Here is a 20,567-nt window from a genome sequence, read left to right as displayed (position 1 = left end):
CGCTTCAGGTCGTGCCGTCCGGCACGAACACGTAGCCGACGCCCCAGACGGTCTGGATGTAGCGCGGCGCCGCGGCGTCGGACTCGACCAGCTTGCGCAGCCGCGAGATCTGCACGTCCAGGCTGCGGTCGAAGGGCTCGAACTCGCGGCCACGTGCCAGCTGGGCCAGCTTTTCGCGCGACAGCGGCTGCCGCGGATGACGCACCAGCGCCTTCAGCATCGCGAACTCGCCGGTGGTCAGCGACAGCTCCTCGCCGTCCTTCTTGAGGGTGCGCGAGCCGAGGTCGAAGCTGAAAGGCCCGAAGTTGACGGTCTCGTTGTCGGTCGACGGCGCGCCGGGCGCCTCCAGCGGCGGCCGCCGGCGCAGCACCGCGTGGACCCGGGCCAGCAGTTCGCGCGGGTTGAAGGGCTTGCCGAGGTAATCGTCGGCGCCGACCTCGAGGCCGACGATGCGGTCGACGTCCTCGCCCTTGGCCGTCAACATGATGATCGGGGTGCGGTCGTTGGCCGCGCGCAGGCGGCGGCACACCGAAAGGCCGTCTTCACCCGGCATCATGAGGTCGAGCACGATCAGGTCGACCGTGTCGCGCAGCAGGATGCGGTTGAGTGCCTTGCCGTCTTCGGCAACGATGACCTCGAATCCTTCCTGGGTCAGGTAGCGGCGGAGCAGGTCGCGGATGCGTGCGTCGTCGTCGACGATCACGATCTTGTCTGTGCGGGCGGGAGCTTGATTCATTTTCACAACGCCGAATTTGTAACAACGCCAATTCTGAAGCCGTTGCGGGCTCATTGGCCCGCTTTAGGGTAGGTGTTGACACTAAGTTACAAAACTTGCGGCCGCTAGCGCGTGAGACGTCTGCGCCTTGCAAGGCGATGGCACAGTGACCCTGTCGTCACAATTTGCCGCCATGAAATTCAAGCTTCTCCTGTTGTCGTTGATGGTTGCCACGTCGGGCTTGCCGGCCTGGGCCGGTCCACCCGGCTTTCTGGCGGTGGGCGGCGCAACCAGTGGGGAAGGGCGCGGCGCCGGCGCCGGTCGACGCCTCACGCCCGCCGAGCTCGCCCAATTGAGGCAGCAGGTGCGCCAGCAATGGGCCCCGAAGCAGAATCTCGCGCAGTCGGCTGGAGCGCCTTCGGGCGGGCGCATGATGCCGGACGCGCCGTCCCCCGGCCCGTTGACCGCTCCGCGCAGCCAGCAGCCTTGAGCCGCGGCCCGCGCGGGCCTTTTTCGTTTTCCAAGGAATTGCCGACTTGAACAATCTCAAATGGATGGCGGCCTGTGCCGTCTGGATGGCTGCCGGCGTTGCCGCGGCCCAGACCGTGTCGATCGCACCGCCGCAGAACGTGCTCCAGCTGTCCGCCAACTCGACGGTCGAGGTCCAGCAGGACCTGCTCTCGATGACGCTCAGCACCACCCGCGAAGCCGCTGACGCGGCGACCGTCCAGACGCAGTTGCGCACCGCGCTCGATGCCGCGCTGGTCGAGGCGCGCAAGAGCGCCCAGCCCGGCCAGCTCGACGTCCGGACCGGCAACTTCAACCTGGCGCCGCGCTACAGCCGCGAAGGCAAGATGACCGGCTGGCGGGGCACCGCGTCGCTGGTGCTCGAAGGGCGCGACTTCCCGCGCATCACCCAGACCGCCGGCCGCATCAGCACGCTGTCGATCGCCAACGTCGGCTTCGGCCTGAGCCGCGAACAGCAGGCCAAGACCGAGGCCGAGGCCCAGTCCGTGGCGATCGACAACTTCAAGCAGCGCGCCGACGAACTCGCCAAGGGCTTCGGCTTCAGCGGCTACACGCTGCGCGAAGTGTCGGTCAACGCCCACCTGGGCGGACCGGTGCAACCGCGCATGATGGCGATGGAGGCGATGGCCAAGGCCGCCTCCGATGCGCCGGTCCCGATCGAGGCGGGCAAGGCCAACGTGGTGGTCAACGTCTCGGGCTCGGTGCAGCTCAAGTAGGCCGCGGGCAGGCCGCGCTACTGCGCGGTCCAGCCGCCGTCCACCTGCCAGGCGACGCCGCGCACCTGGTCGGCGGCCGGCGAGCACATGAACACCGCCAGCCCGGCCAGTTGTTCGACCGTGGTGAATTGCAGCGAGGGCTGCTTCTCGCCCAGCAGTTCGTTCTGCGCCTGGGCCAGCGAAATGCCTTCGCGGGCCGAGCGGTCGTCGATCTGTTTCTGGACCAGCGCGGTCAGCACCCAGCCGGGGCAGATCGCGTTGCAGGTGACGCCGGTGGTGGCGGTCTCGAGCGCCACCGACTTGGTGAAGCCGACGATGCCGTGCTTGGCCGCCACGTAGGCCGACTTCTGCGCCGACGCCACCAGCCCGTGCGCCGAGGCGATGTTGATGATGCGGCCCCAGTTGGCCTCGCGCATCGCCGGCACCGCGAGCCGGGTGGTGTGGAAGGCGCTGCTGAGGTTGATCGCGATCACCGCGTCCCAGCGCTCCACCGGGAAGTCCTCGACCTTCGCGACATGCTGGATGCCGGCATTGTTGACGAGCACGTCGACGCGGCCGAAACGGCTGGCGGCGAACTTCATCATGTCCTCGATGTCGCCCGCGCGGCTCATGTCGGCGCCGTGATGTTCGACCTTCACGCCCAGCGCGGCGATCTCGGCCTTCGGGCCTTCCGAGTCGCCGAATCCGTTGAGAACGATGTTCGCGCCCTGGCCGGCCAGGGCTTTCGCGATGCCGAGCCCGATGCCACTGGTGGACCCCGTGACAAGCGCGGTTTTGCCTTTGAGCATGATGACAATCTCCGAATGAATTAGGATGCAACGAGCCCATTATCTTCATCGCGATTTCTCCTTTTCCTACATGACCGCGCCCGCCCTTTCTCACGTGCCTCGTGAAGCTCGCGGGCCCCTCGTGCGGCCCTTGCTTTCCAGGCGGGGCGCCCGGTGAAGCGCGAGCAATCCAACCTGCACGTGCCGGCGCCGTCGGAATCGCTGGTGGTCGACTACCCGCTGTCGGCCGCCACCGCCGAACGCACGCCCGTGATGGCCAACATGCTGGCGCGCGCACGTGCCTTCGCCGAGCCCCTGATCGCCGACGAGACGCTGGACACCGGCGAGAACACGCTGGCGCATGCGGATGCCGTGGCTGCGATCGTGCGCGCCATGGGCGGGTCCGAGGCCATGCAGGCGGCCAGCTACCTGGTGTACTCGTGCCAGCACCTGAACCGGCCGCAGGAGGTCATCGCCAAGGTCTTCGGCGAGAACTTCGCTGCGCTGGCGGTCGAGACCACCAAGCTCGTGCATGTGCAGAAACAGGCCCGCTCGGCGACGGCGAACGCGCAGCCGGAGGCCGCCGGCACCCAGACCGAGAACGTGCGCAAGATGCTGCTGGCGTTCTCGCGCGACCTGCGCGTCGTCATGCTGCGGCTGGCCTCGCGCCTGCAGACCTTGCGCCATGCTGCGGCCAGCAAGCAGCCGCTGCCCGAGAACGTGGCGCGCGAATCGCTGCAGGTGTTCGCGCCGCTGGCCAACCGGCTCGGCATCTGGCAGGTCAAGTGGGAGATCGAGGACCTGTCGTTCCGCTTCCTCGAACCCGAGACCTACAAGCTGATCGCGCGCCTGCTCGACGAGAAGCGCATCGAGCGCGAAGGCTATGTCGAGCAACTGCGCGCGCGCCTCGAGCGCGACCTGGCGGCCGAGGGCGTCAAGGCCACGGTGCAGGGACGGCCCAAGAACATCTACAGCATCGTCAAGAAGATGCGCGGCAAGTCGCTCGACTTCGCGCAGGTGTTCGACATCATGGCGTTGCGCGTGGTGGTGGCCGACGTCAAGGACTGCTATGCGGCGCTGGCCTGGGTGCACTCCCACTTCCAGCCGATCGACGAGGAGTTCGACGACTACATCGCGCGGCCCAAGCCCAACGGCTACCAGTCGCTGCACACGGTGGTGCGCGAGGTCGTCGGCGGCCATGCCGGCAAGCCGATCGAGATCCAGATCCGCACCGAGCAGATGCACGACCATGCCGAGCATGGCGTGGCCGCGCACTGGGCCTACAAGGAGGCTGGCCACAAGGGCTACGCGGGCGTCTGGGCCAGCGGCGAGTACGACGCCAAGATCGCGGTGCTGCGGCAGCTGCTGGCCTGGGAGCGCGATCTCTCGGGCGGCCAGCGCGGCCAGGGCCTGTTCGACGACCGCATCTACGTGCTCACGCCCGACGCCGCGATCGTCGAGCTGCCGCAGGGCGCGACCGCGGTCGATTTCGCCTACACCGTGCACACCAGCCTTGGCCATCGCTGCCGCGGCGCGCGCGTCGACGGCGCGATGGTGCCGCTCAACACGCCGCTGCAGAACGGCCAGACGGTCGAGATCATCGCCGCCAAGGAAGGCGGACCGTCGCGCGACTGGCTCAATGCCGACCTCGGCTACCTCGTCAGCCATCGGGCGCGCGCCAAGGTGCGCGCCTGGTTCAACGCACAGATCACGCACGAGACCGTCGCGCGCGGCCGCGAGGCGGTCGAGAAGCTGCTGCAGCGCGAGGGCAAGACCGCGTTGAAGCTCGACGACCTCGCGTCTCAGCTGGGCTTCAAGTCGGCCGACAACCTGTTCGAAGTCGTCGGCAAGGACGAGTTCTCGCTGCGCAACATCGAGATGCTGCTGCGTCCGCCCGAGCCGCCGCCGGGGCCGGACGACGGCGTCGTCATCAAGAAGGCGCGCGGCAGCGAGCAATCGGGGCGCGGCGGCGTGCTGGTGGTGGGCGTCTCGTCGCTGATGACGCAGCTCGCCAAGTGTTGCAAGCCGGCGCCGCCCGATGCGATCCGCGGCTTCGTGACCAAGGGCCACGGCGTCAGCGTGCACCGTGCCGATTGCAGCAACTTCCGCACGATGGCGGCGCAGAACGGCGAGCGTGTGATCGATGTGGAGTGGGGCGCGCAGAAGGGCGGCGATGCGGGCTCGGTCTACGCGGTCGACGTGGCGGTCGAGGCGGCCGACCGGCAGGGGCTGCTGCGCGACATCTCGGACGTGCTGGCGCGCGAGAAGATGAACGTCATCGGCGTGCAGACGCAGTCGGTGAAGGGCACGGCGTGGATGACCTTCACGGTCGAGATCGCCGACGTCACGCGGCTCAAGCAGGTGCTCGCGGTGGTCGCCGCAGTGCCTGGTGTGCGTTCTGCGCGACGCCGCTGAAAAAGTGCCTTCAGAAGCCTGCTATACTTCGGCCTCTCGAATACAACCTCAGGCGCGTAGCTCAGCTGGTTAGAGCACCACCTTGACATGGTGGGGGTCGTTGGTTCGAGTCCAATCGCGCCTACCAAGTTTCCCCTCTGAGAGTGACCAGCTCTCAGGCCTCCGGGGAAATTTTTTCCCTCCGAGCGTCGCCTCCCGCGATGCCTCCTTCCGAGCCCGGTCGGGTTCCATCGATCCGTTTCTTGCATCGGCCGCGAAGAGACTCTTCGCCCGGGCCATCGATGGCCCGGGCGCATGGGGGCGACCGAAGGGCGAGCCCTTGGCCTCTAGATCACGCCTTGCGCCAGCATGGCATCCGCCACCTTGACGAAACCCGCCACGTTGGCGCCATCGACATAGCTCACCGTGCCGTCTTCCCTGCGGCCGTGGCGCAGGCAGTCCTCGTGGATGCTGCGCATGATCGAGCGCAGCCGGCCATCGACCTCCTCGCGCGGCCACGACATGCGCATGGCGTTCTGGCTCATCTCCAGGCCCGAGGTCGCCACGCCGCCGGCGTTGCTCGCCTTGCCGGGCGCGAACAGCACGCCATGGTGCTCGAACAGCGCGATCGCCTCCATCGTCGAGGGCATGTTCGCGCCCTCGGCGACGCAAGCCACGCCGTTCTTCACCAGCGTGGCGGCGTCTTCGGCATCGAGCTCGTTCTGCGTCGCGCAGGGCAGCGCGACATCGACCGGCACATGCCACGGGCTGCGACCGGGCAGGAACTGCGCGCCGACCTGCTCGGCATAGTCGCCGACGCGTCCGTAGTGCCGGTTCTTCACCTCCATCAACTGGGCCAGCTTGGCCGGCGTGAAGCCGGCTTCGTCGAAGACGGTGCCGCTCGAATCGGACACCGTGACCACCTTGGCGCCCAGCGCCATCGCCTTCTCGACCGCGAACTGCGCCACGTTGCCCGAACCGGACACGCCCACGCGCAGGCCTTCCAGACCGAGGCCCTTCTGGCGCAGCATTTCCTCGGCGAAGTAGACCGTGCCGTAGCCCGTGGCTTCGGGACGCATGAGCGATCCGCCGAAGCTCAGGCCCTTGCCGGTGAAGACGCAGTCGGCGCCGTTGCTGAGCTTCTTCATCATGCCGGCCATGAATCCGATCTCACGTGCGCCAACGCCGATGTCGCCGGCCGGAACGTCCCGGTCGGACCCGATGTGGCGGAACAACTCGGTCACGAAGGCCTGGCAGAAACGCATGATCTCGCCGGGGCTCTTGCCTTTGGGATCGAAGTCGGAGCCGCCCTTGCCACCGCCCATCGGCAAGGTGGTGAGCGCATTCTTCAGGGTCTGCTCGAAGGCCAGGAATTTCAGGATCGAAAGATTGACCGAGGGATGGAAGCGCAGCCCGCCCTTGTAGGGGCCGATCGCCGAGCTGTGCTGCACGCGATAGCCGCGCTGTACCTGGACGTCGCCGCGGTCGTCGACCCAGGACACCCGGAAGATGATGATCCGCTCCGGCTCGACCAGCCGGTCGAGCAGGCCGTGCTCGGCGTAGCCGGGGTGCTTCTCGATGTAGGGCCACAGGCTCTTCATCACTTCGGCGATGGCCTGCAGGTATTCAGGCTGGTCGGGATTGCGCGCCTGGGCGCAGTGCAGGAATTCTTCCAGCGTCTTGTATTTCATTCTCGTGCGCCATTCGGCCTTGGTCGGGGAGCGGCGATTCTGGAGAGAAAGCGCACAGGCGTATGTGCGATATGCCCTCAACACCGAAGGGAATTGTCCGGAGAGGGAAATGTCATGGCCCGGACACCGTTTGGAGAAGGGGCCTATGGCATTCGGCAACTGGCAACGCCGACTTCAGTTGTGGTACCTTGGACTCCCGTCACCTCCTACAGCATCTGATCCAGGGCACCGATGAACACCCCCGCGGCCGAGACTGACTCCACACTCGAAGAACTCCGCATCGCGGCACTGGTGCGCCAGGCGCCGCTCGAATTCGCGCGGGTGGTGTATGGACTGAACGACCGGGCCAACGGGCGGGCGGGCACCATGGCCGCCGAAGACGTGGCGCGCACCGTCCGCCAGGGCGTGCCCGTCACGCGCGAACGTGCCGAGCAGCGGGCGCGAGCCTTTCTTCCGCTGGCCGGGCAGGAGCACTGCCCGCGCTGCTGGGTGTTCCACGGCATCAAGAGCCCGCTGCACTACCGCGAGGCCACCGACGACCGCCCGGAGTCCGGCGGCTGCAAGGTCTGCGGCGCGGAATACGCCACCACGCTGGACTAGCCGAACCGGGCGCCCCCGGGCGGCCTCCGGGATTTTCCGGTCAGGGTAAACCTAGGCGCGAGGCGGCAAAGCCGCTCCCTAGAATGGCTCGCGCGCCGTGGCGCCCAACCAGAAGGAGTTCCTAGTGCAGAGCAAGAAGTCCGGCGCCAAGCCGGCCCAGCGGGTGATCAAGAAGTATCCGAACCGAAGGCTCTACGACACAGAAACCTCCAGCTACATCACGCTCGCAGAGGTCAAGCAGTTGGTCATGAACAACGCCTCGTTCGTGGTCCGCGACGCCAAGAGCGGCGACGACCTCACGCGCAGCATCCTGTTGCAGGTCATCCTCGAGGAAGAGGCCGGCGGGGCGCCGATGTTCACCGAGCAGGTGCTGGCCAGCATCATCCGCTTCTACGGTCAGGCGATGCAGAGCTACATGGGTCCCTACCTCGAGAAGAACATCCAGGCGATGTCCGAGGTCCAGGCGCAGCTGAGCGAGAAGGCGGAAAGCCTGAGCCCCGAGATGTGGACCAAGTTCATGGCGGTTCAGTCCCCGATGCTCCAGGGCCTGATGGGGAATTACGTCGAGCAGTCCAAGAACGTCTTCCTCCAGATGCAGGAGCAGATGCAGAAGAACACCGAGCAGGTGCTGGGCGCTTTCGGCCTGAAACGCCCTTGATCGCGCTGCGGCGCCCGATAGCTGGGACAATAGGGGGATATGAGCGAAGTTGCCTCCCCTGAACGTACAGCCGCGCCAGCGGCCCCCAAAGTCGGCTTCGTGAGCCTGGGTTGCCCCAAGGCCCTGACCGATTCCGAACTGATCCTGACCCAACTGAGTGCCGAGGGCTACCAGACCTCCAAGACCTTCGAGGGCGCCGACCTCGTCATCGTCAACACCTGCGGCTTCATCGACGACGCGGTCAAGGAAAGCCTCGACACCATCGGCGAGGCGCTGGCCGAGAACGGCCGCGTCATCGTCACCGGCTGCCTGGGCGCCAAGACCGGGGAGCAGGGCGGCAACCTGGTGCGCCAGATGCACCCCAGCGTGCTGGCCGTGACCGGCCCCCATGCCACCCAGGAGGTGATGGACGCGGTGCACGCCAACCTGCCCAAGCCGCACGACCCCTTCATCGACCTGGTGCCGCAGGCTTTCGGCATCGCCGGCCTCAAGCTCACGCCGCGCCACTATGCCTACCTGAAGATCAGTGAAGGCTGCAACCACCGCTGCACCTTCTGCATCATCCCGTCGATGCGCGGCGACCTGGTGTCGCGGCCCGTCGGCGACGTCCTGTCCGAGGCCAAGGCTCTGTTCGAGGGCGGCGTGCGCGAACTGCTGGTGATCAGCCAGGACACCTCGGCCTACGGGGTCGACGTCAAGTACCGCACCGGGTTCTGGGACGGCAAGCCGGTCAAGACGCGGATGCTCGAACTGGTGCGCACGCTGGGCGAGATCGCCGAGCCCTATGGCGCCTGGGTGCGCCTGCACTACGTCTACCCCTACCCGAGCGTCGACGAGGTCATCCCGCTGATGGCCAGCGGCCAGGTGCTGCCCTACCTCGACGTGCCGCTGCAGCACAGCCATCCGGACGTGCTCAAGCGCATGAAGCGGCCGGCCAGCGGCGAGAAGAACCTCGAACGCATCGCGCGCTGGCGCGAGGTCTGCCCCGAGCTGGTCATCCGCAGCACCTTCATCGCCGGCTTCCCAGGCGAGACCGAGGCCGAATTCGAGCACCTGCTCGACTTCATTCGCGAGGCCGGCATCGACCGTGCAGGCTGCTTCGCCTACAGCCCGGTCCAGGGTGCGGCCGCCAACGAGATCCCGGGCATGCTGCCCGAAGCCGAGCGCGAGGCGCGCCGGGCGCGCTTCATGGAGGTCGCCGAAGCGGCCTCGATCGCCAAGCTGCTGCAGCGAATCGGCGCCACCATGCAGGTGCTGGTCGACTCGGCGCCGGCCCTGGGGCGCAAGGGCGGCGTCGGCCGCAGCTACGCCGATGCGCCAGAGATCGACGGCATCGTCCGGCTGCTGCCGCCCGAGAAGATCAGCAAGACGCTCAAGGTGGGCGAATTCACCCGGGCGCGGATCGTCGGCGCCGAGGGCCACGACCTGATCGCGCTGCCCATCTGACCGAATGTGCGCCGAGGGCGCTCAGGACTTCTGAGCCGCCTTGAGCTTGCGTAGCTGCGCTTCGGCGCGTTCGAGCTCGAGGCGCAGCTGCTGGACTTCCTGCTCCTGGCGCTTGATCTGCGTCGCCGGATCCTTGGCCGCCATCATCGCTTCGCAGTGAGCCTGCAAGGCGACCAGGGCGTCGCTGAGCTGGCGGCGCCGAAGCATCTGTCCGCGGGCGCGCGCCTGCGCGATGTCCTGGTCGAGGCTGGCTTCCTCGGCCTTGCAACTGGCGGCGTCGGCGGGTTCTGCCGCCTGGGCGAACGAAGCATTGGCCGCAAGGAGGAGCGTGATGGCCAGGAGGCCGGTTTTCAAGCGCATGGCGGGACTGCCTGACAGAAAAGGGTTGAACGAAGAGCCTGCCGATTCTGCACCCGACCCGGGGCGGCGGCCATGGCTCAGCGGATCTCGACGCCGGCGCCGTCCGTCACATCGATGCCGCTGCGCACGATGCCGCTGCGGCTGCGATAGGCCAGGATTCCGCGGCCGCGCGAGTCCGAGTTGACGCCGAAGACCGTCGAACGCTCGCCGTTCGCCAGTTCGAACGGGTTGCCCTCGACCGGACGCGTGCCGCCGTTGAGCGTGTCGAAGACATGCACCAGCTGGGGTTGGCCTGTGAGGTTGACGACGGTGATCTTGAGTTGGGGCATCCCGGGAATTCTGCCCGAGGCGATGCGGCGTCAAAGACTGGATAAAAAAACAGTACTTTGTTATTCTGGGCGCATGGAACGAGATGACTGGATTGCAGTCTGTGCCCACCAGCTGCAGCGCCAATGGCGCACCGTGGACCCCGATCAGCTCGACGAGGTGGCGGCCGATCTGTGGCGCGACCCGCGCCTGCGCGCCATGGCGCCAGCGGAGGCCGCCGTGGCGTGGCTCGCGCCTGTCGCGCACCCGCCGCGCCGGCCCGAGATCGCCGAACGGCGTATGGGCGAGCGCTGAGCCCGATGGGAGAATTCCTCATGGACAAGCTCAGTGACGATCAACTGGCTGCGTTGGCCTTCGCGTGGCGGCGGCGGTCGCTGCAGGGCGAGCCGCGCGCCGGCGCGGTCGCGCACCGGATGGAAAAGGAACTCCAGCGGCGCTTCGGCGCGCCGTCCACCGTGGCGGCCGGGCTGGACGCCGTGCCGTGCTCGCGGGTGCGGCCCTGGTGGCGACTCTGGTAGCGCCGGACCGCGGGCGTCGGGCGGTACATTTCGGACATGTGCAGCCACTACCAAGCAGAGAAGCGCCGCAAGCAGATCGAGAAGCACTTCGGCATCCGACTGCCGCCGGGTTGGGAGCCGCCGCCCGGCGGCCTGCACATCTACCCGACCCAGCTGGCGCCCTTCATCCGCCGGCCGCGCGAGCGCGATTCGGGCGACGACGCGGTGCCGGCCATGGAGATCGTCGAAGGCCATTTCGGCTTGCTCCCGGGCTTCGCGAAAGACGTGAAATACGGCGTGCGCACCTACAACGCCCGCGTCGAGACCGTCGACCAGCTCGCCAGCTTCAAGCACGCCTGGGCCCAGGCGAGGCATTGCATCGTGCCCTGCGAGGCGATCTACGAGCCCGACTGGCGCAGCGGGACCCATGTCCCGACCCGCTTCACGGCCGCCAACGACGAAACCCTGGGCGTCGCCGGCCTCTGGGCGCCATGGAAAGACCCGGCCACGGGAAAGTGGGCCGACAGCTTCACGATGCTGACGATCAATGCCGACACGCACCCGATGTTCAACAAGATGCACCGGCCCGATCCGGCGCGGCTGCTGCACGCCCAGGACAAGCGCATGGTGGTGATCCTGCCGGAGGCCCAGTACGAGGCCTGGCTCGACGCACCGGCGCAGCGCTCGATGGATTTCATGAACCAGTTCCCGGCCGAGCGACTGGCGATGGTCGCCGAAGCTCTGCCGCCGGCGCAGGCGAAGCCAAGGGCGGCGCGAGCGGCTCCGGAGCCGCCGCCGCAGTCGTCGCTGTTTTGAGTCGGGCATGGGCGCGCGCCTACGCGGGCAGTCGACGTGTTAAGGTGCAGGTCGGCGTCACGGCCGATGGAGATGCGAAAACCGCGCGTCTACTGTGTCGTACGCAGCGGCCTCTTGCGAGCCCGCCCGCGCTCCGGGCCTCACGGCCGGAGCCCACTTCCATCCACTTCCGATCCTTGACCGCATGGTTGAACGCTGCGCATCAGGTCGAGCACCAGGTTCACCGTTGCGCGAACCCGGATGTTCAGGCTGCGCGCGATCCATTCATTGATATCGTGCGTCAGAATGTCGGAATGCCTCTTGCGCGCGAGAGGCGCCTTGCATCACTTCATGAGACGAAGCCCGTTCCACTTGCTTGAATCCGTGTCCTTGGCCACCGCCATGTCGTGCGGCGCGCGCACCATGGCGTGGAGCGAAGGCTTGCGGGCGTCGAAGGGCGGCGTCGGACGTGGTGGTGCGAGCGTGGCTGGCTGTTTGTCGGCCGTGCGCGCGCTGGAAACAAAAAACCCCGGCAAGTCGAAGACTGGCCGGGGTTCTTGTGCTATCGCTATGGTGCCCAGAAGAGGACTCGAACCTCCACGATGTTACTCGCTAGTACCTGAAACTAGTGCGTCTACCAATTCCGCCATCTGGGCCCACATGCTGCTTGGAATGAATCCTTGCAGCAGGTTTTGAATTTCAGGAACGAAGGAGATCATATCAAAAATATTGGCCATTCCGGCGCCTTGCTGGATGAAATTGAAGGAACCGTCCAAGGACATCGCGACGGGCACGGTTTCGTTCAACGCGATGACGGCGATGCCGACATCTATCTGCCCCCCAACGAAATGCGCGCGGTGCTGCACAAGGACCGCGTCAAGGCGCGGATCGTGCGTCAGGACCGGCGCGGCCGTCCCGAGGGGCGCGTGGTCGAAATCATCGAACGGCCCGAGCAGCCGATCATCGGGCGCCTGTTGCACGAAGGCGGCGTCTGGCTGGTCGCGCCAGAAGACAAGCGCTACGGTCAGGACGTCCTGATTCCGAAGGGCGCGACCGGCACCGCGAAGGTCGGTCAAGTGGTCGTGGTGCAGCTCACCGAGCCGCCCGCGCTGTTCGGCCAGCCGGTCGGCAGAGTCAAGGAAGTGCTCGGCGAGATCGACGACCCGGGCATGGAAATCGAGATCGCGGTGCGCAAGTACGGCGTGCCGCATGAGTTCTCCGAGGCCTGCCTGGCCGAAGCGAAGGCGATTCCCGACAAGGTGCGCCCGGCCGACAAGAGCGGCCGCATCGATCTCACCGACGTGCCGCTGGTCACCATCGACGGCGAGGACGCGCGCGACTTCGACGATGCCGTGTATTGCGAGCCGGCCAAGGTCGGCCGCGGCAAGGGCTGGCGCCTGCTGGTCGCGATCGCCGACGTCAGCGCCTATGTGCAGACCGGATCGGCGATCGACATCGATGCCTACGACCGCGCGACCAGCGTCTACTTCCCGCGCCGCGTGATTCCGATGCTGCCCGAGAAGCTGTCCAACGGCCTGTGCTCGCTCAACCCCGAAGTCGAGCGTCTTTGCATGGTGTGCGACATGCTCGTGGCGGCCGACGGCGAGATCTATGCCTACCAGTTCTACCCGGCCGTGATGTGGAGCCATGCGCGCTTCACCTACACCGAGGTGGCGGCGATCCTCGGCAACACCCGAGGTCCCGAGGCGCTTAAGCGCAAGGACCGCGTCAAGGACCTGCTGAACCTGCACGACGTCTACCGGGCCCTGCTGAACCAGCGCTCCAAGCGCGGAGCGGTCGACTTCGAGACCACCGAGACGCAGATCATCTGCGACGACGCCGGCCGCATCGAGAAGATCGTGCCGCGCACCCGCAACGAGGCACACCGCCTGATCGAGGAAGCGATGCTGGCGGCCAACGTCTGCAGCGCCGACTTCATCGCCGAGGGCAAGCATCCGGGCCTCTACCGTGTGCACGAGGGCCCGACGCCCGAGAAGAAGGAAATCCTGCGCGGCTACCTGAAGGCCATGGGCGTGGGCCTGTCGATCACCGACGACCCGAAGCCGGGCGAGTTCCAGGCGATCGCCGAGGCGACCAAGGACCGGCCCGATTCGCAGCAGATCCACACGATGCTGCTGCGCTCGATGCAGCAGGCCATCTACACGCCGATTAACAGCGGCCACTTCGGCCTGGCCTACGAGGCCTACACGCACTTCACGAGCCCGATCCGCCGCTATCCCGACCTGCTGGTGCATCGCGTGATCAAGGCGATCCTCGGCAAGACCAAGTACCAGCTGCCGATGCTGCCGACGCCGGGCGAGGCGCATGCCAAGCTGGCGAAGCGGCTGGCCTCGCGCGTCAAGGCGCCGACCAGCAAGCCGCAGAAGGCGATCGTCGCACCGACCAAGGAGACGCTGGCCTGGGAGGCCGCGGGCCTGCACTGCAGCGCCAACGAACGGCGCGCCGACGAGGCCAGCCGCGACGTCGAGGCCTGGCTCAAGTGCAAGTACATGCGCGAGCACCTGGGCGAGGAGTACGGCGGCGTCGTCACGGCCGCGACCACCTTCGGCATCTTCGTCACGCTCGATGCCATGTACGTCGAGGGCCTGGTCCACATCACCGAACTCGGCGGCGAGTACTTCAAGTTCGACGAGCACCGCCAGGAACTGCGCGGCGAGCGCACCGGAATCCGCTATGCGATCGGCACCCGGGTCCGGGTGCAGGTGAGCCGGGTCGACCTCGACGGCCGCAAGATCGATTTCCGCCTGGTGCGCGAAGGCGAGGAGCTGACCGCGCGCGCCATGAAGGACAAGGGCGCGTCCACCGGCGGCGTGCCGGCCAAGGCCTCGACCAAGCGCTCGCGCAGCAAGGCCGAGGCACCCTCCGAGCGCATTGAACGCGCGGAGCGCGGCGATCGGTCCGAGCGGGTGGAACACGTCGCTGCGGCGGCGCCACAATCCGCGATGCAGGCATTCAGAACCGCCGTCAAGAAGGCGGCCAACAAGATGAAGGGGCGCAAGCCGCGCCGCTGAAGCAAGGAGCACAGGAATGAGTGGAGACAAGACAAGCCGCATCGCGGTCGTCACGGGCGCCGGCAGCGGCATCGGCCGGGCGGCTGCGCTGGCCTTGCTGGCCGATGGCTGGAGCGTGGTGCTGGCCGGCCGCCGGCCGGAGCCGCTGGAGCAGGTCGCCAAGGAATCGGGCGCCGGTGACAGGGCCCTGGCGGTGCCCACCGACGTCGCCGATGCGGCGTCGGTCAAGGCACTGTTCGACGCGGCCGTCGAACGCTTCGGGCGCGTCGACCTGCTGTTCAACAACGCCGGCGTCGGCAACCCGCCGGGGCCGTTCGAGGACTGGACGCCCGAGCAGTGGCAGGGCGTGGTCGACATCAACCTGACAGGCATGTTCTTCTGCATCCAGCAGGCCTTCCGCACCATGAAGACGCAGACGCCGCGCGGCGGCCGCATCATCAACAACGGCTCGATCTCGGCCACCACGCCGCGGCCCAACTCGATCGCCTACACGGCGACCAAGCACGCCGTGAAGGGGCTGACCAAGACCGCTTCGCTGGACGGTCGCAAGTACGACATCGCGGTCGGACAGGTCGACGTCGGCAACGCGATGACCGAACTGGCCGCCCGGATGACCAAGGGCGTGCCGCAAGCCAGCGGCGAGATCGCGATCGAGCCCGTGATCGATGTCGCCATCGTCGGGCAATCGGTGCTCTACATGGCCAACCTGCCGCTGGAAGCCAACGTGTTGTTTCACACCATCATGGCGACCAAGATGCCCTTCGTCGGGCGAGGCTAGCGCGAGGGCAGGCCACCGGCCGCCAGCGCCCCGGCGGTGAGCGGGATGCCGGCGGGCCAGCGGTCGGCCAGATCGCCGTGCGTCCAGACGGCTTCGCAGGCCGCGGCCTGCGCCGGCCGGCCGGCCGCCAGCCGGGCGCCGACCATGCCCGCCAGCACGTCGCCGGTGCCGGCCGTGGCGAGCCGCGCGTTGCCGCTGTGATTGATCACCGGCAGTTCGCCGGCTGCGGCGACGACCGTGCCGGAGCCTTTCAGTACCACCACCGCGCCGAAGCGCGCCGCCAGCTGCGAGGCCGCGCCGAGGCGGTCGGCCTGGACCTTCGCGGTGCTCGTGCCGAGCAGGCGCGCCGCCTCGAGCGGATGCGGGGTCATGACCGTCGCCCGGCCGGCCTGTTGCCGGGCCAGCAGCTGCGCCTGCAGGCCGGCGTCGCCGGCCACGGCGTTGAGGGCGTCCGCATCGAGCACCAGCGTGCCCGCCTCGGCGAGCACGCGCGGCAGCACGGCGGCGACCGGGCTGCCGCCGCCGCAGCCGCAGACCACCGTCATCGGACCCAGGTCCAGCGCTTCGGGGCGGCGGAACATCAGCTCGGGCCGCAGCAGGTCGATCTGCGCGATGCTGCCGTCCAGGGGGGCGACGAAGACCCGCCCGGCGCCGGCCGAGAGCGCGGCCGTGGCCGCCAGCAGGGCGGCCCCGGCCATGCCGGGCGCACCGCCGACGATCGCGACATCGCCGTAGCTGCCCTTGTGAGAGGACTGCCGCCGGACGGTGGCCTGCGTCGCCCCGGGCAGCCGCGCCACCGGCGCTTCGGCACCCGGGGGCAGCCCCAGGTCGTCGAACCAGACCTCGCCAGCGGCATCGCGCCCTTGCGCGGTGAAGAGGCCGGGCTTCAAGGTCAACAGGCTCAGGCAGAGTCGACGAGGTGACATCGACGCTGGCGCCGGGGGCGGAAATTCGAACGACAGGACGCCGGAGTCGGTGTCCAGGCCCGAGGGCGTGTCCACGCACAGCACCGGCACGGGGCCGGCGTGCATGCGCTGCAGCCATTCGAGCATCCGGCCATCGGGCGCCCGGGCAGCGCCGATGCCCAGCAGGGCGTCGATCACCAGCTCGCAGTGCGCCGGGGGCGTGTCGGCAAAGACAACACCGGCGTCGCGCGCGCGCTGCAGCGACGCGCGGGCATCGGCCGGCCGCCGCGCGTCGTCGCCGATGCAGCTGACGACCGGCGCGAAGCCGCGCGCGCGCAGTTGCGCCGCGGCCTCGAAGCCATCGCCGCCGTTGTTGCCGGGGCCGCAGGCGATCCAGATCGTGCGTGCCTGCGGCGCGATGGCCATGGCGAGGCGCGCCACCGCCAGGCCGGCGCGCTGCATCAGCGTGTGGGGCGGCAGGGCGGCCGCGGCCGCCTGCTCGATCCGCCGCGTGGCCGCGATGTCGAACAGGTAGCCGGCGCTGGCGGAGGTGATGCGGTGCATGGGGCGCCTCAGTGTTGCAGCAGGCGCTCGATGCCGAGCCCTTCGAGGTCGATGCCGGGATCCTGGCCGGCGATGAGGTCGGCCAGCACCCGCGCACTGCCGCAGGACAGCGCCCAGCCGCTCGAGCCATGGCCGAGGTTGAGCCAGACGCCGGGCACGCCGCTGGCGCCGAGGATCGGCGGGCCGTCCGGCAGCATCGGGCGTGCGCCTTTCCACTGCTGGACGCCGGAGCGCAGCGTCACCGCGCCCGGGAACCAGTCCTGCAGTACCTTGTAGAGCGTCTGGAGCGAGGCCGGATTCAGCTTGGTCCCGGAACCGCCGAGCTCGGCGCTCCCGGCCACCCGCACGCGCAGTCCGAGCCGCGAGATCGCCACCTTGTAGCGCTCGTCCATCACGGCGCTGCGCGGCGCGTTGAGCGGCTCGCGGATCTGGGCACTGACCGAATGGCCGTACACCGGCGCCAGCGGGATGCGCAAGCCCAGCGGCTTCAGCAGCGCGGCCGAGTCGACCCCGGCGCAGACCACCACGGCGTCGAAGCGATGCGCCTCGGAACCCGCCGCCAGCGACAGCGAGGTCGGGGCCGACCGGTTCATCGGCGCCAGGTCGCAATTGAAATGGAACTGGGCGCCGAGCGCCTCGGCCTCCCACTTGAGCAGCAGGGCGAACTGCCGGCAGTTGGCGACTTCGTCGTCCGGCAGGTGGATCGCGCCGGCCAGCGCCGTGTCCGTGCTGAGCGCCGGCTCGATCTTGCGGGCCTCGTCGGCGTCGAGCTCGCGGAAGCTGGTGCCCGCGGCCCGCAGCACGTCGAGTCCGGCCTGCACCAGTTTTTTCTCGCGCTTGGAACGCAGCAGCACCATGTAGCCGTCGCTGCGCTCGTACTCGAGTTCGCAGGCCTCGGTGATCGCGTGCAGGCGGTTGCGGCTGTAGAAGGCCAGGCGCTGCATCCGCGAGCGGTTGGCCAGGTAGGTCTCGAGCTTGCAGGCGCGCTGCCAGCGCGCCATGAAGCCGAGGTCCCGGGACGACAGGGGCCAGCGCAGTTTGATCGCGCCATGCGTGGACAGCAGCGAGCGCAGCACCTTGCCGCGCATGCCCGGGCCGGCCCAGGGGGTGACATAGCCGGGCGCCACCACGCCCGCGTTGGCGAAGCTCGATTCCTCGGCGGCGGCGCCGCGGCGCTCGAAGACGGCCACCTCGTGGCCGTCCGAGGCCAGCTCCCATGCTGTGGTGACGCCGATGATCCCGGCTCCCACGATCGCGATTTTCATTCGTTTCTTTGGCGGTGAAATTGTGGGTCGGCGCTTCCTCCAGAAGCCACGCCGACCCTGCCGACTTTATAGCGCCCGCTCGACCTGCCGGGCGACGGCGAGCACGGCGTCGTCGTGCAGGGCCGCATGCCACAGCATCAGGCCCACCGGCAACTCGTCCGCGGCCTGGCAAGGCAGCGAAATGGCGCAGCCGTCGAGCATGTTGACCACCGAGGGGTTGCGCAGCAGCAAGGCGTTCAGGCGGAAGAACGCGTCATCGCGCGCCTCGCCGGGCGCGACCTCGGCGATCGGCGGCGCCGTGACCGGCACGGTGGGCGACAGCACGGCGTCAAAAGGCGAGAGAGCGCGCTCCATGCGGCCGATCCATTCGTGCCGGGCCCGGACCAGGTCGAGGTACTCGTAGGCCTTCATCGTCGCGCCCTGCAGGATCCGCCGCGCCACGCGCGGGTCGTAGCCGGCGCCGCTGCGCTCCAGCAGCAGGCGGTGCCAGGCGTAGCCCTCGGCGGGCGAGAAGCCGCCGGTGGCATTGATCGCCGGCAGGTCGGCCAGCGCCGGAAGGTCGATCTCCTCGATTCGAGCGCCGGCCGTGGCGAGGCGGCCCAGGCTTCGTTCGAAGGCCTTGGCGACCACGGGGTCGAGGCCGTCCTGGAACAGGGAACGTGACACGGCCAGGCGGTAGGCGGCCAGCGGCGCGGCGCCCGGCGTCACGCGGCGTGCTGCGAGGATTTCGTGCGCCGTGACCGCATCCCGCACCGAGCGCGTCATGGCGCAGACGGTGTCGAGCGTGGTCGACAGGGGCAGGGCGCCCTGCGTCGGCACCAGCCGGGCGGTGCTCTTGAAGCCGACGATGCCGTTGAGCGCCGCCGGGATCCGGATCGAGCCCCCGGTATCGGAACCGAGCCCGACGAAGGCCGCGCCGCTGGCCACCGAGATCGCGGCGCCGGACGAGGAGCCGCCAGGGATCCGCGGGGTGGCGGGATCGCAGACGTTGGCTGGCGTGCCGTGGTGCGGGTTGATGCCGACGCCCGAGAAGGCGAACTCGGTCATGTTGGTGCGGCCCAGCAGGGCGCCGCCGGCGGCCCGCAGGCGCGCCACGGCGACCGCGTCGGCGCGGGCGGCCGGCGAATGGGCCAGCACCACCGACCCGGCCGGCGTGGGCTGCCCGGCAACGTCGAACAGGTCCTTGACCGAGAAAGCCAGCCCGCCGAGCGGTTGGCTCGGACGGGCCGCCACGGCTTCCCGGGCGGCTTCCTCCGACAGGAGGCGCGTGAAGGCATGAGCGCAGGCCGGAGCGGCGGCGGAGGCCAGGCTGTGCGCCATTTCGGTGCGTGCGTCCGAAGCGTTCGTCAGCAGGGCGAGGCGGGTGGCGTGCAGGTCTGGGCGCATGGTGAGGGGGCAGGCAGGGGGGTGGGAAGAGGGGGTGGGAAGAGGGGGTGGGAAGAGGGGGTGGGAAGAGGGGGTGGGAAGAGGGGGTGGGAAGAGGGGGTGGGAAGAGGGGGTGGGAAGAGGGGGTGCGAGGGCGCGGCGTGCTATACTCCTTGGGTTTCGCCCACTGGCCGCTAAGGTTTGCCAAGGCTTGCCCAAGCGAGACGTATCCGCAAACCAGCCCAATCAAGGTGTTGTGAGGCTTTCCCGAATGGAAAGACGCGCAAAACGGGCTGGATTTTAGACCCAACCTTTGGAGTTATTCCTATGTCGACCACCATGCGCGAAATGCTGGAAGCCGGTGTCCATTTCGGTCACCAGACCCGCTTCTGGAACCCCAAGATGGCCCCGTACATCTTCGGCCATCGCAACAAGATCCACATCATCAACCTGGAAAAGTCGCTTCCGATGTTCCAGGATGCGATGAAGTACGCCAAGCAGCTTACCGCCAACCGCGGCACCATCCTGATGGTCGGCACCAAGCGCCAGGCCCGCGAAATCGTGGCGGCTGAAGCCCGTCGCGCCGGCGTGCCCTTCGTCGACACCCGCTGGCTCGGCGGCATGCTGACCAACTTCAAGACCGTCAAGACCTCGATCAAGCGTCTGAAGGACATGAAGGCCCAGCAGGAAGCCGGCCTCGACAGCCTGAGCAAGAAAGAGCAGCTGACCTTCTCGCGCGAGATCGCCAAGCTGGAAAAGGACATCGGCGGCATCCAGGACATGACCGCACTGCCCGACGCCATCTTCGTGATCGATGTGGGCTTCCACAAGATCGCCGTCGCCGAAGCCAAGAAGCTGGGCATCCCGCTGATCGGTGTGGTCGACTCGAACCACTCGCCTGAAGGCATCGACTACGTGATCCCGGGCAACGACGACTCGTCGAAGGCCGTCACGCTGTACGCCCGCGGCATCGCCGACGCCATCATCGAAGGCCGCAACAGCGGCGTGAACGACGTGGTCAAGGCCGTGGCCGAAGGCAGCGGCGACGAATTCGTCGAAGTCGAAGAGGGCGCTTCGGCCTGATTCGAGCTCGCTCGAGCCTGAAGAAGGGGCTTGTCGCCCCTTTTTTTTAATCTGATTTTCGCGGCCGCCCCCGGGGCGCCC

The 20,567-nt window shown here is 68.1% G+C and carries 20 protein-coding genes and 2 tRNA genes; 13 read left to right on the top strand and 9 right to left on the bottom strand.

Annotation, left to right across the window (positions count from 1 at the left end):
• Positions 1-4 precede the first annotated feature (4 nt).
• A complete protein-coding gene (ompR, locus tag QZH52_RS19830) occupies positions 5-736 on the bottom strand; it encodes an osmolarity response regulator transcription factor OmpR (RefSeq protein WP_028250078.1) in 732 nt (243 codons plus the stop codon).
• Positions 737-908: 172 nt separating this feature from the next.
• On the opposite strand from ompR, the gene QZH52_RS19825 reads away from it, so the two are divergent.
• Both QZH52_RS19825 and QZH52_RS19820 read left to right on the top strand, forming a co-directional pair.
• On the top strand, positions 909-1,205 hold the full coding sequence (locus QZH52_RS19825; protein ID WP_301812271.1) for a hypothetical protein: 297 nt from the start codon (positions 909-911) through the stop codon (positions 1,203-1,205).
• A gap of 64 nt (positions 1,206-1,269) precedes the next feature.
• Positions 1,270-1,959 carry an SIMPL domain-containing protein gene (locus QZH52_RS19820; RefSeq protein WP_436411610.1) on the top strand — a complete coding sequence of 230 codons (690 nt, stop codon included), beginning with the start codon at positions 1,270-1,272 and terminating at the stop codon, positions 1,957-1,959.
• A gap of 17 nt (positions 1,960-1,976) precedes the next feature.
• Here the strand turns inward: QZH52_RS19820 and QZH52_RS19815 are convergent, their stop codons facing one another.
• The gene (locus QZH52_RS19815) at positions 1,977-2,747 is read right to left on the bottom strand and encodes a 3-hydroxybutyrate dehydrogenase (protein ID WP_301812269.1); all 771 of its coding nucleotides are present in this window, start codon (positions 2,745-2,747) and stop codon (positions 1,977-1,979) included.
• 252 nt (positions 2,748-2,999) lie between these two features.
• On the opposite strand from QZH52_RS19815, the gene QZH52_RS19810 reads away from it, so the two are divergent.
• Together QZH52_RS19810 and QZH52_RS19805 are read left to right on the top strand one after the other, a co-directional pair.
• A complete protein-coding gene (locus QZH52_RS19810) occupies positions 3,000-5,141 on the top strand; it encodes a RelA/SpoT family protein (protein WP_301812356.1) in 2,142 nt (713 codons plus the stop codon).
• Positions 5,142-5,191: 50 nt separating this feature from the next.
• Positions 5,192-5,268, top strand: a tRNA-Val gene (locus QZH52_RS19805).
• Between the two features lie 199 nt (positions 5,269-5,467).
• Here the strand turns inward: QZH52_RS19805 and gdhA are convergent.
• The gene (gene gdhA / locus QZH52_RS19800) at positions 5,468-6,811 is read right to left on the bottom strand and encodes an NADP-specific glutamate dehydrogenase (RefSeq protein WP_301812267.1); all 1,344 of its coding nucleotides are present in this window, start codon (positions 6,809-6,811) and stop codon (positions 5,468-5,470) included.
• Between the two features lie 231 nt (positions 6,812-7,042).
• Here gdhA and QZH52_RS19795 point away from each other — a divergent pair, with 231 nt between their 5' ends.
• From QZH52_RS19795 to rimO, 3 genes are all read left to right on the top strand, one after another.
• Positions 7,043-7,411 (top strand): hypothetical protein, encoded by a 369-nt coding sequence (locus QZH52_RS19795; RefSeq protein ID WP_286522379.1) that lies wholly within the window; start codon positions 7,043-7,045, stop codon positions 7,409-7,411.
• Positions 7,412-7,535: 124 nt separating this feature from the next.
• Positions 7,536-8,069: a polyhydroxyalkanoate synthesis repressor PhaR gene (phaR, locus tag QZH52_RS19790; protein ID WP_301812265.1), complete on the top strand. Its 534-nt coding sequence runs from the start codon at positions 7,536-7,538 to the stop codon at positions 8,067-8,069.
• A 39-nt stretch (positions 8,070-8,108) separates the two neighbouring features.
• Positions 8,109-9,515 carry a 30S ribosomal protein S12 methylthiotransferase RimO gene (rimO, locus tag QZH52_RS19785; protein ID WP_301812263.1) on the top strand — a complete coding sequence of 469 codons (1,407 nt, stop codon included), beginning with the start codon at positions 8,109-8,111 and terminating at the stop codon, positions 9,513-9,515.
• A 21-nt stretch (positions 9,516-9,536) separates the two neighbouring features.
• Here rimO and QZH52_RS19780 read toward each other — a convergent pair whose 3' ends face one another.
• Both QZH52_RS19780 and QZH52_RS19775 read right to left on the bottom strand, forming a co-directional pair.
• Complete coding sequence (locus tag QZH52_RS19780; RefSeq protein ID WP_301812261.1) at positions 9,537-9,875, bottom strand: DUF1090 family protein; 339 nt, start codon at positions 9,873-9,875, stop codon at positions 9,537-9,539.
• A 77-nt stretch (positions 9,876-9,952) separates the two neighbouring features.
• Positions 9,953-10,204, bottom strand: coding sequence for a hypothetical protein (locus QZH52_RS19775; protein WP_301812259.1), 252 nt, complete (start codon positions 10,202-10,204; stop codon positions 9,953-9,955).
• 73 nt (positions 10,205-10,277) lie between these two features.
• Here QZH52_RS19775 and QZH52_RS19770 point away from each other — a divergent pair, with 73 nt between their 5' ends.
• The 3 genes from QZH52_RS19770 to QZH52_RS19760 are packed head-to-tail and all read left to right on the top strand — an operon-like array spanning position 10,278 to position 11,515.
• Positions 10,278-10,496, top strand: a complete 219-nt coding sequence (locus QZH52_RS19770; RefSeq protein WP_301812257.1) for a hypothetical protein — start codon at positions 10,278-10,280, stop codon at positions 10,494-10,496.
• A gap of 20 nt (positions 10,497-10,516) precedes the next feature.
• On the top strand, positions 10,517-10,720 hold the full coding sequence (locus tag QZH52_RS19765; protein ID WP_301812255.1) for a hypothetical protein: 204 nt from the start codon (positions 10,517-10,519) through the stop codon (positions 10,718-10,720).
• Between the two features lie 36 nt (positions 10,721-10,756).
• Positions 10,757-11,515, top strand: coding sequence for an SOS response-associated peptidase (locus QZH52_RS19760; protein ID WP_301812253.1), 759 nt, complete (start codon positions 10,757-10,759; stop codon positions 11,513-11,515).
• 550 nt (positions 11,516-12,065) lie between these two features.
• Here QZH52_RS19760 and QZH52_RS19755 read toward each other — a convergent pair.
• Positions 12,066-12,150, bottom strand: a tRNA-Leu gene (locus QZH52_RS19755).
• Between the two features lie 90 nt (positions 12,151-12,240).
• Here QZH52_RS19755 and rnr point away from each other — a divergent pair.
• Positions 12,241-14,526 (top strand): ribonuclease R, encoded by a 2,286-nt coding sequence (gene rnr, locus QZH52_RS19750; RefSeq protein ID WP_301812251.1) that lies wholly within the window; start codon positions 12,241-12,243, stop codon positions 14,524-14,526.
• A gap of 16 nt (positions 14,527-14,542) precedes the next feature.
• Positions 14,543-15,304, top strand: coding sequence for an SDR family oxidoreductase (locus QZH52_RS19745; RefSeq protein ID WP_301812250.1), 762 nt, complete (start codon positions 14,543-14,545; stop codon positions 15,302-15,304).
• Here the strand turns inward: QZH52_RS19745 and QZH52_RS19740 are convergent.
• The 3 genes from QZH52_RS19740 to QZH52_RS19730 all read right to left on the bottom strand — a co-directional run bounded on the left by QZH52_RS19740 (position 15,301) and on the right by QZH52_RS19730 (position 19,424).
• The gene (locus QZH52_RS19740; protein ID WP_301812248.1) at positions 15,301-16,773 is read right to left on the bottom strand and encodes an NAD(P)H-hydrate dehydratase; all 1,473 of its coding nucleotides are present in this window, start codon (positions 16,771-16,773) and stop codon (positions 15,301-15,303) included. The genes QZH52_RS19745 and QZH52_RS19740 overlap by 4 nt on opposite strands.
• An 8-nt stretch (positions 16,774-16,781) precedes the next feature.
• The gene (locus tag QZH52_RS19735) at positions 16,782-18,038 is read right to left on the bottom strand and encodes a D-amino acid dehydrogenase (RefSeq protein WP_301812246.1); all 1,257 of its coding nucleotides are present in this window, start codon (positions 18,036-18,038) and stop codon (positions 16,782-16,784) included.
• 66 nt (positions 18,039-18,104) lie between these two features.
• Complete coding sequence (locus QZH52_RS19730) at positions 18,105-19,424, bottom strand: amidase (RefSeq protein ID WP_301812244.1); 1,320 nt, start codon at positions 19,422-19,424, stop codon at positions 18,105-18,107.
• Between the two features lie 306 nt (positions 19,425-19,730).
• On the opposite strand from QZH52_RS19730, the gene rpsB reads away from it, so the two are divergent.
• Positions 19,731-20,486: a 30S ribosomal protein S2 gene (rpsB, locus tag QZH52_RS19725; RefSeq protein ID WP_286522365.1), complete on the top strand. Its 756-nt coding sequence runs from the start codon at positions 19,731-19,733 to the stop codon at positions 20,484-20,486.
• The last annotated feature ends 81 nt before the right edge of the window (positions 20,487-20,567 follow it).

The sequence above is a fragment of the Variovorax ginsengisoli genome (assembly GCF_030486595.1).
GTDB lineage: Bacteria > Pseudomonadota > Gammaproteobacteria > Burkholderiales > Burkholderiaceae_C > Variovorax > Variovorax ginsengisoli_B.
This window is presented reverse-complemented; position numbering and strand designations above follow the sequence as displayed.

What these genes read in the sequence shown, in the direction of transcription:
- ompR (WP_028250078.1), bottom strand. Translation starts at nt 736, where the DNA reads ATGAATCAAGCTCCCGCCCGCACAGACAAGATCGTGATCGTCGACGAC.
- QZH52_RS19825 (WP_301812271.1), top strand. Translation starts at nt 909, where the DNA reads ATGAAATTCAAGCTTCTCCTGTTGTCGTTGATGGTTGCCACGTCGGGC.
- QZH52_RS19820 (WP_436411610.1), top strand. Translation starts at nt 1,270, where the DNA reads ATGGCGGCCTGTGCCGTCTGGATGGCTGCCGGCGTTGCCGCGGCCCAG.
- QZH52_RS19815 (WP_301812269.1), bottom strand. Translation starts at nt 2,747, where the DNA reads ATGCTCAAAGGCAAAACCGCGCTTGTCACGGGGTCCACCAGTGGCATC.
- QZH52_RS19810 (WP_301812356.1), top strand. Translation starts at nt 3,000, where the DNA reads ATGGCCAACATGCTGGCGCGCGCACGTGCCTTCGCCGAGCCCCTGATC.
- gdhA (WP_301812267.1), bottom strand. Translation starts at nt 6,811, where the DNA reads ATGAAATACAAGACGCTGGAAGAATTCCTGCACTGCGCCCAGGCGCGC.
- QZH52_RS19795 (WP_286522379.1), top strand. Translation starts at nt 7,043, where the DNA reads ATGAACACCCCCGCGGCCGAGACTGACTCCACACTCGAAGAACTCCGC.
- rimO (WP_301812263.1), top strand. Translation starts at nt 8,109, where the DNA reads ATGAGCGAAGTTGCCTCCCCTGAACGTACAGCCGCGCCAGCGGCCCCC.
- QZH52_RS19780 (WP_301812261.1), bottom strand. Translation starts at nt 9,875, where the DNA reads ATGCGCTTGAAAACCGGCCTCCTGGCCATCACGCTCCTCCTTGCGGCC.
- QZH52_RS19775 (WP_301812259.1), bottom strand. Translation starts at nt 10,204, where the DNA reads ATGCCCCAACTCAAGATCACCGTCGTCAACCTCACAGGCCAACCCCAG.
- QZH52_RS19770 (WP_301812257.1), top strand. Translation starts at nt 10,278, where the DNA reads ATGGAACGAGATGACTGGATTGCAGTCTGTGCCCACCAGCTGCAGCGC.
- QZH52_RS19765 (WP_301812255.1), top strand. Translation starts at nt 10,517, where the DNA reads ATGGACAAGCTCAGTGACGATCAACTGGCTGCGTTGGCCTTCGCGTGG.
- QZH52_RS19760 (WP_301812253.1), top strand. Translation starts at nt 10,757, where the DNA reads ATGTGCAGCCACTACCAAGCAGAGAAGCGCCGCAAGCAGATCGAGAAG.
- QZH52_RS19745 (WP_301812250.1), top strand. Translation starts at nt 14,543, where the DNA reads ATGAGTGGAGACAAGACAAGCCGCATCGCGGTCGTCACGGGCGCCGGC.
- QZH52_RS19740 (WP_301812248.1), bottom strand. Translation starts at nt 16,773, where the DNA reads ATGCACCGCATCACCTCCGCCAGCGCCGGCTACCTGTTCGACATCGCG.
- QZH52_RS19735 (WP_301812246.1), bottom strand. Translation starts at nt 18,038, where the DNA reads ATGAAAATCGCGATCGTGGGAGCCGGGATCATCGGCGTCACCACAGCA.
- QZH52_RS19730 (WP_301812244.1), bottom strand. Translation starts at nt 19,424, where the DNA reads ATGCGCCCAGACCTGCACGCCACCCGCCTCGCCCTGCTGACGAACGCT.
- rpsB (WP_286522365.1), top strand. Translation starts at nt 19,731, where the DNA reads ATGTCGACCACCATGCGCGAAATGCTGGAAGCCGGTGTCCATTTCGGT.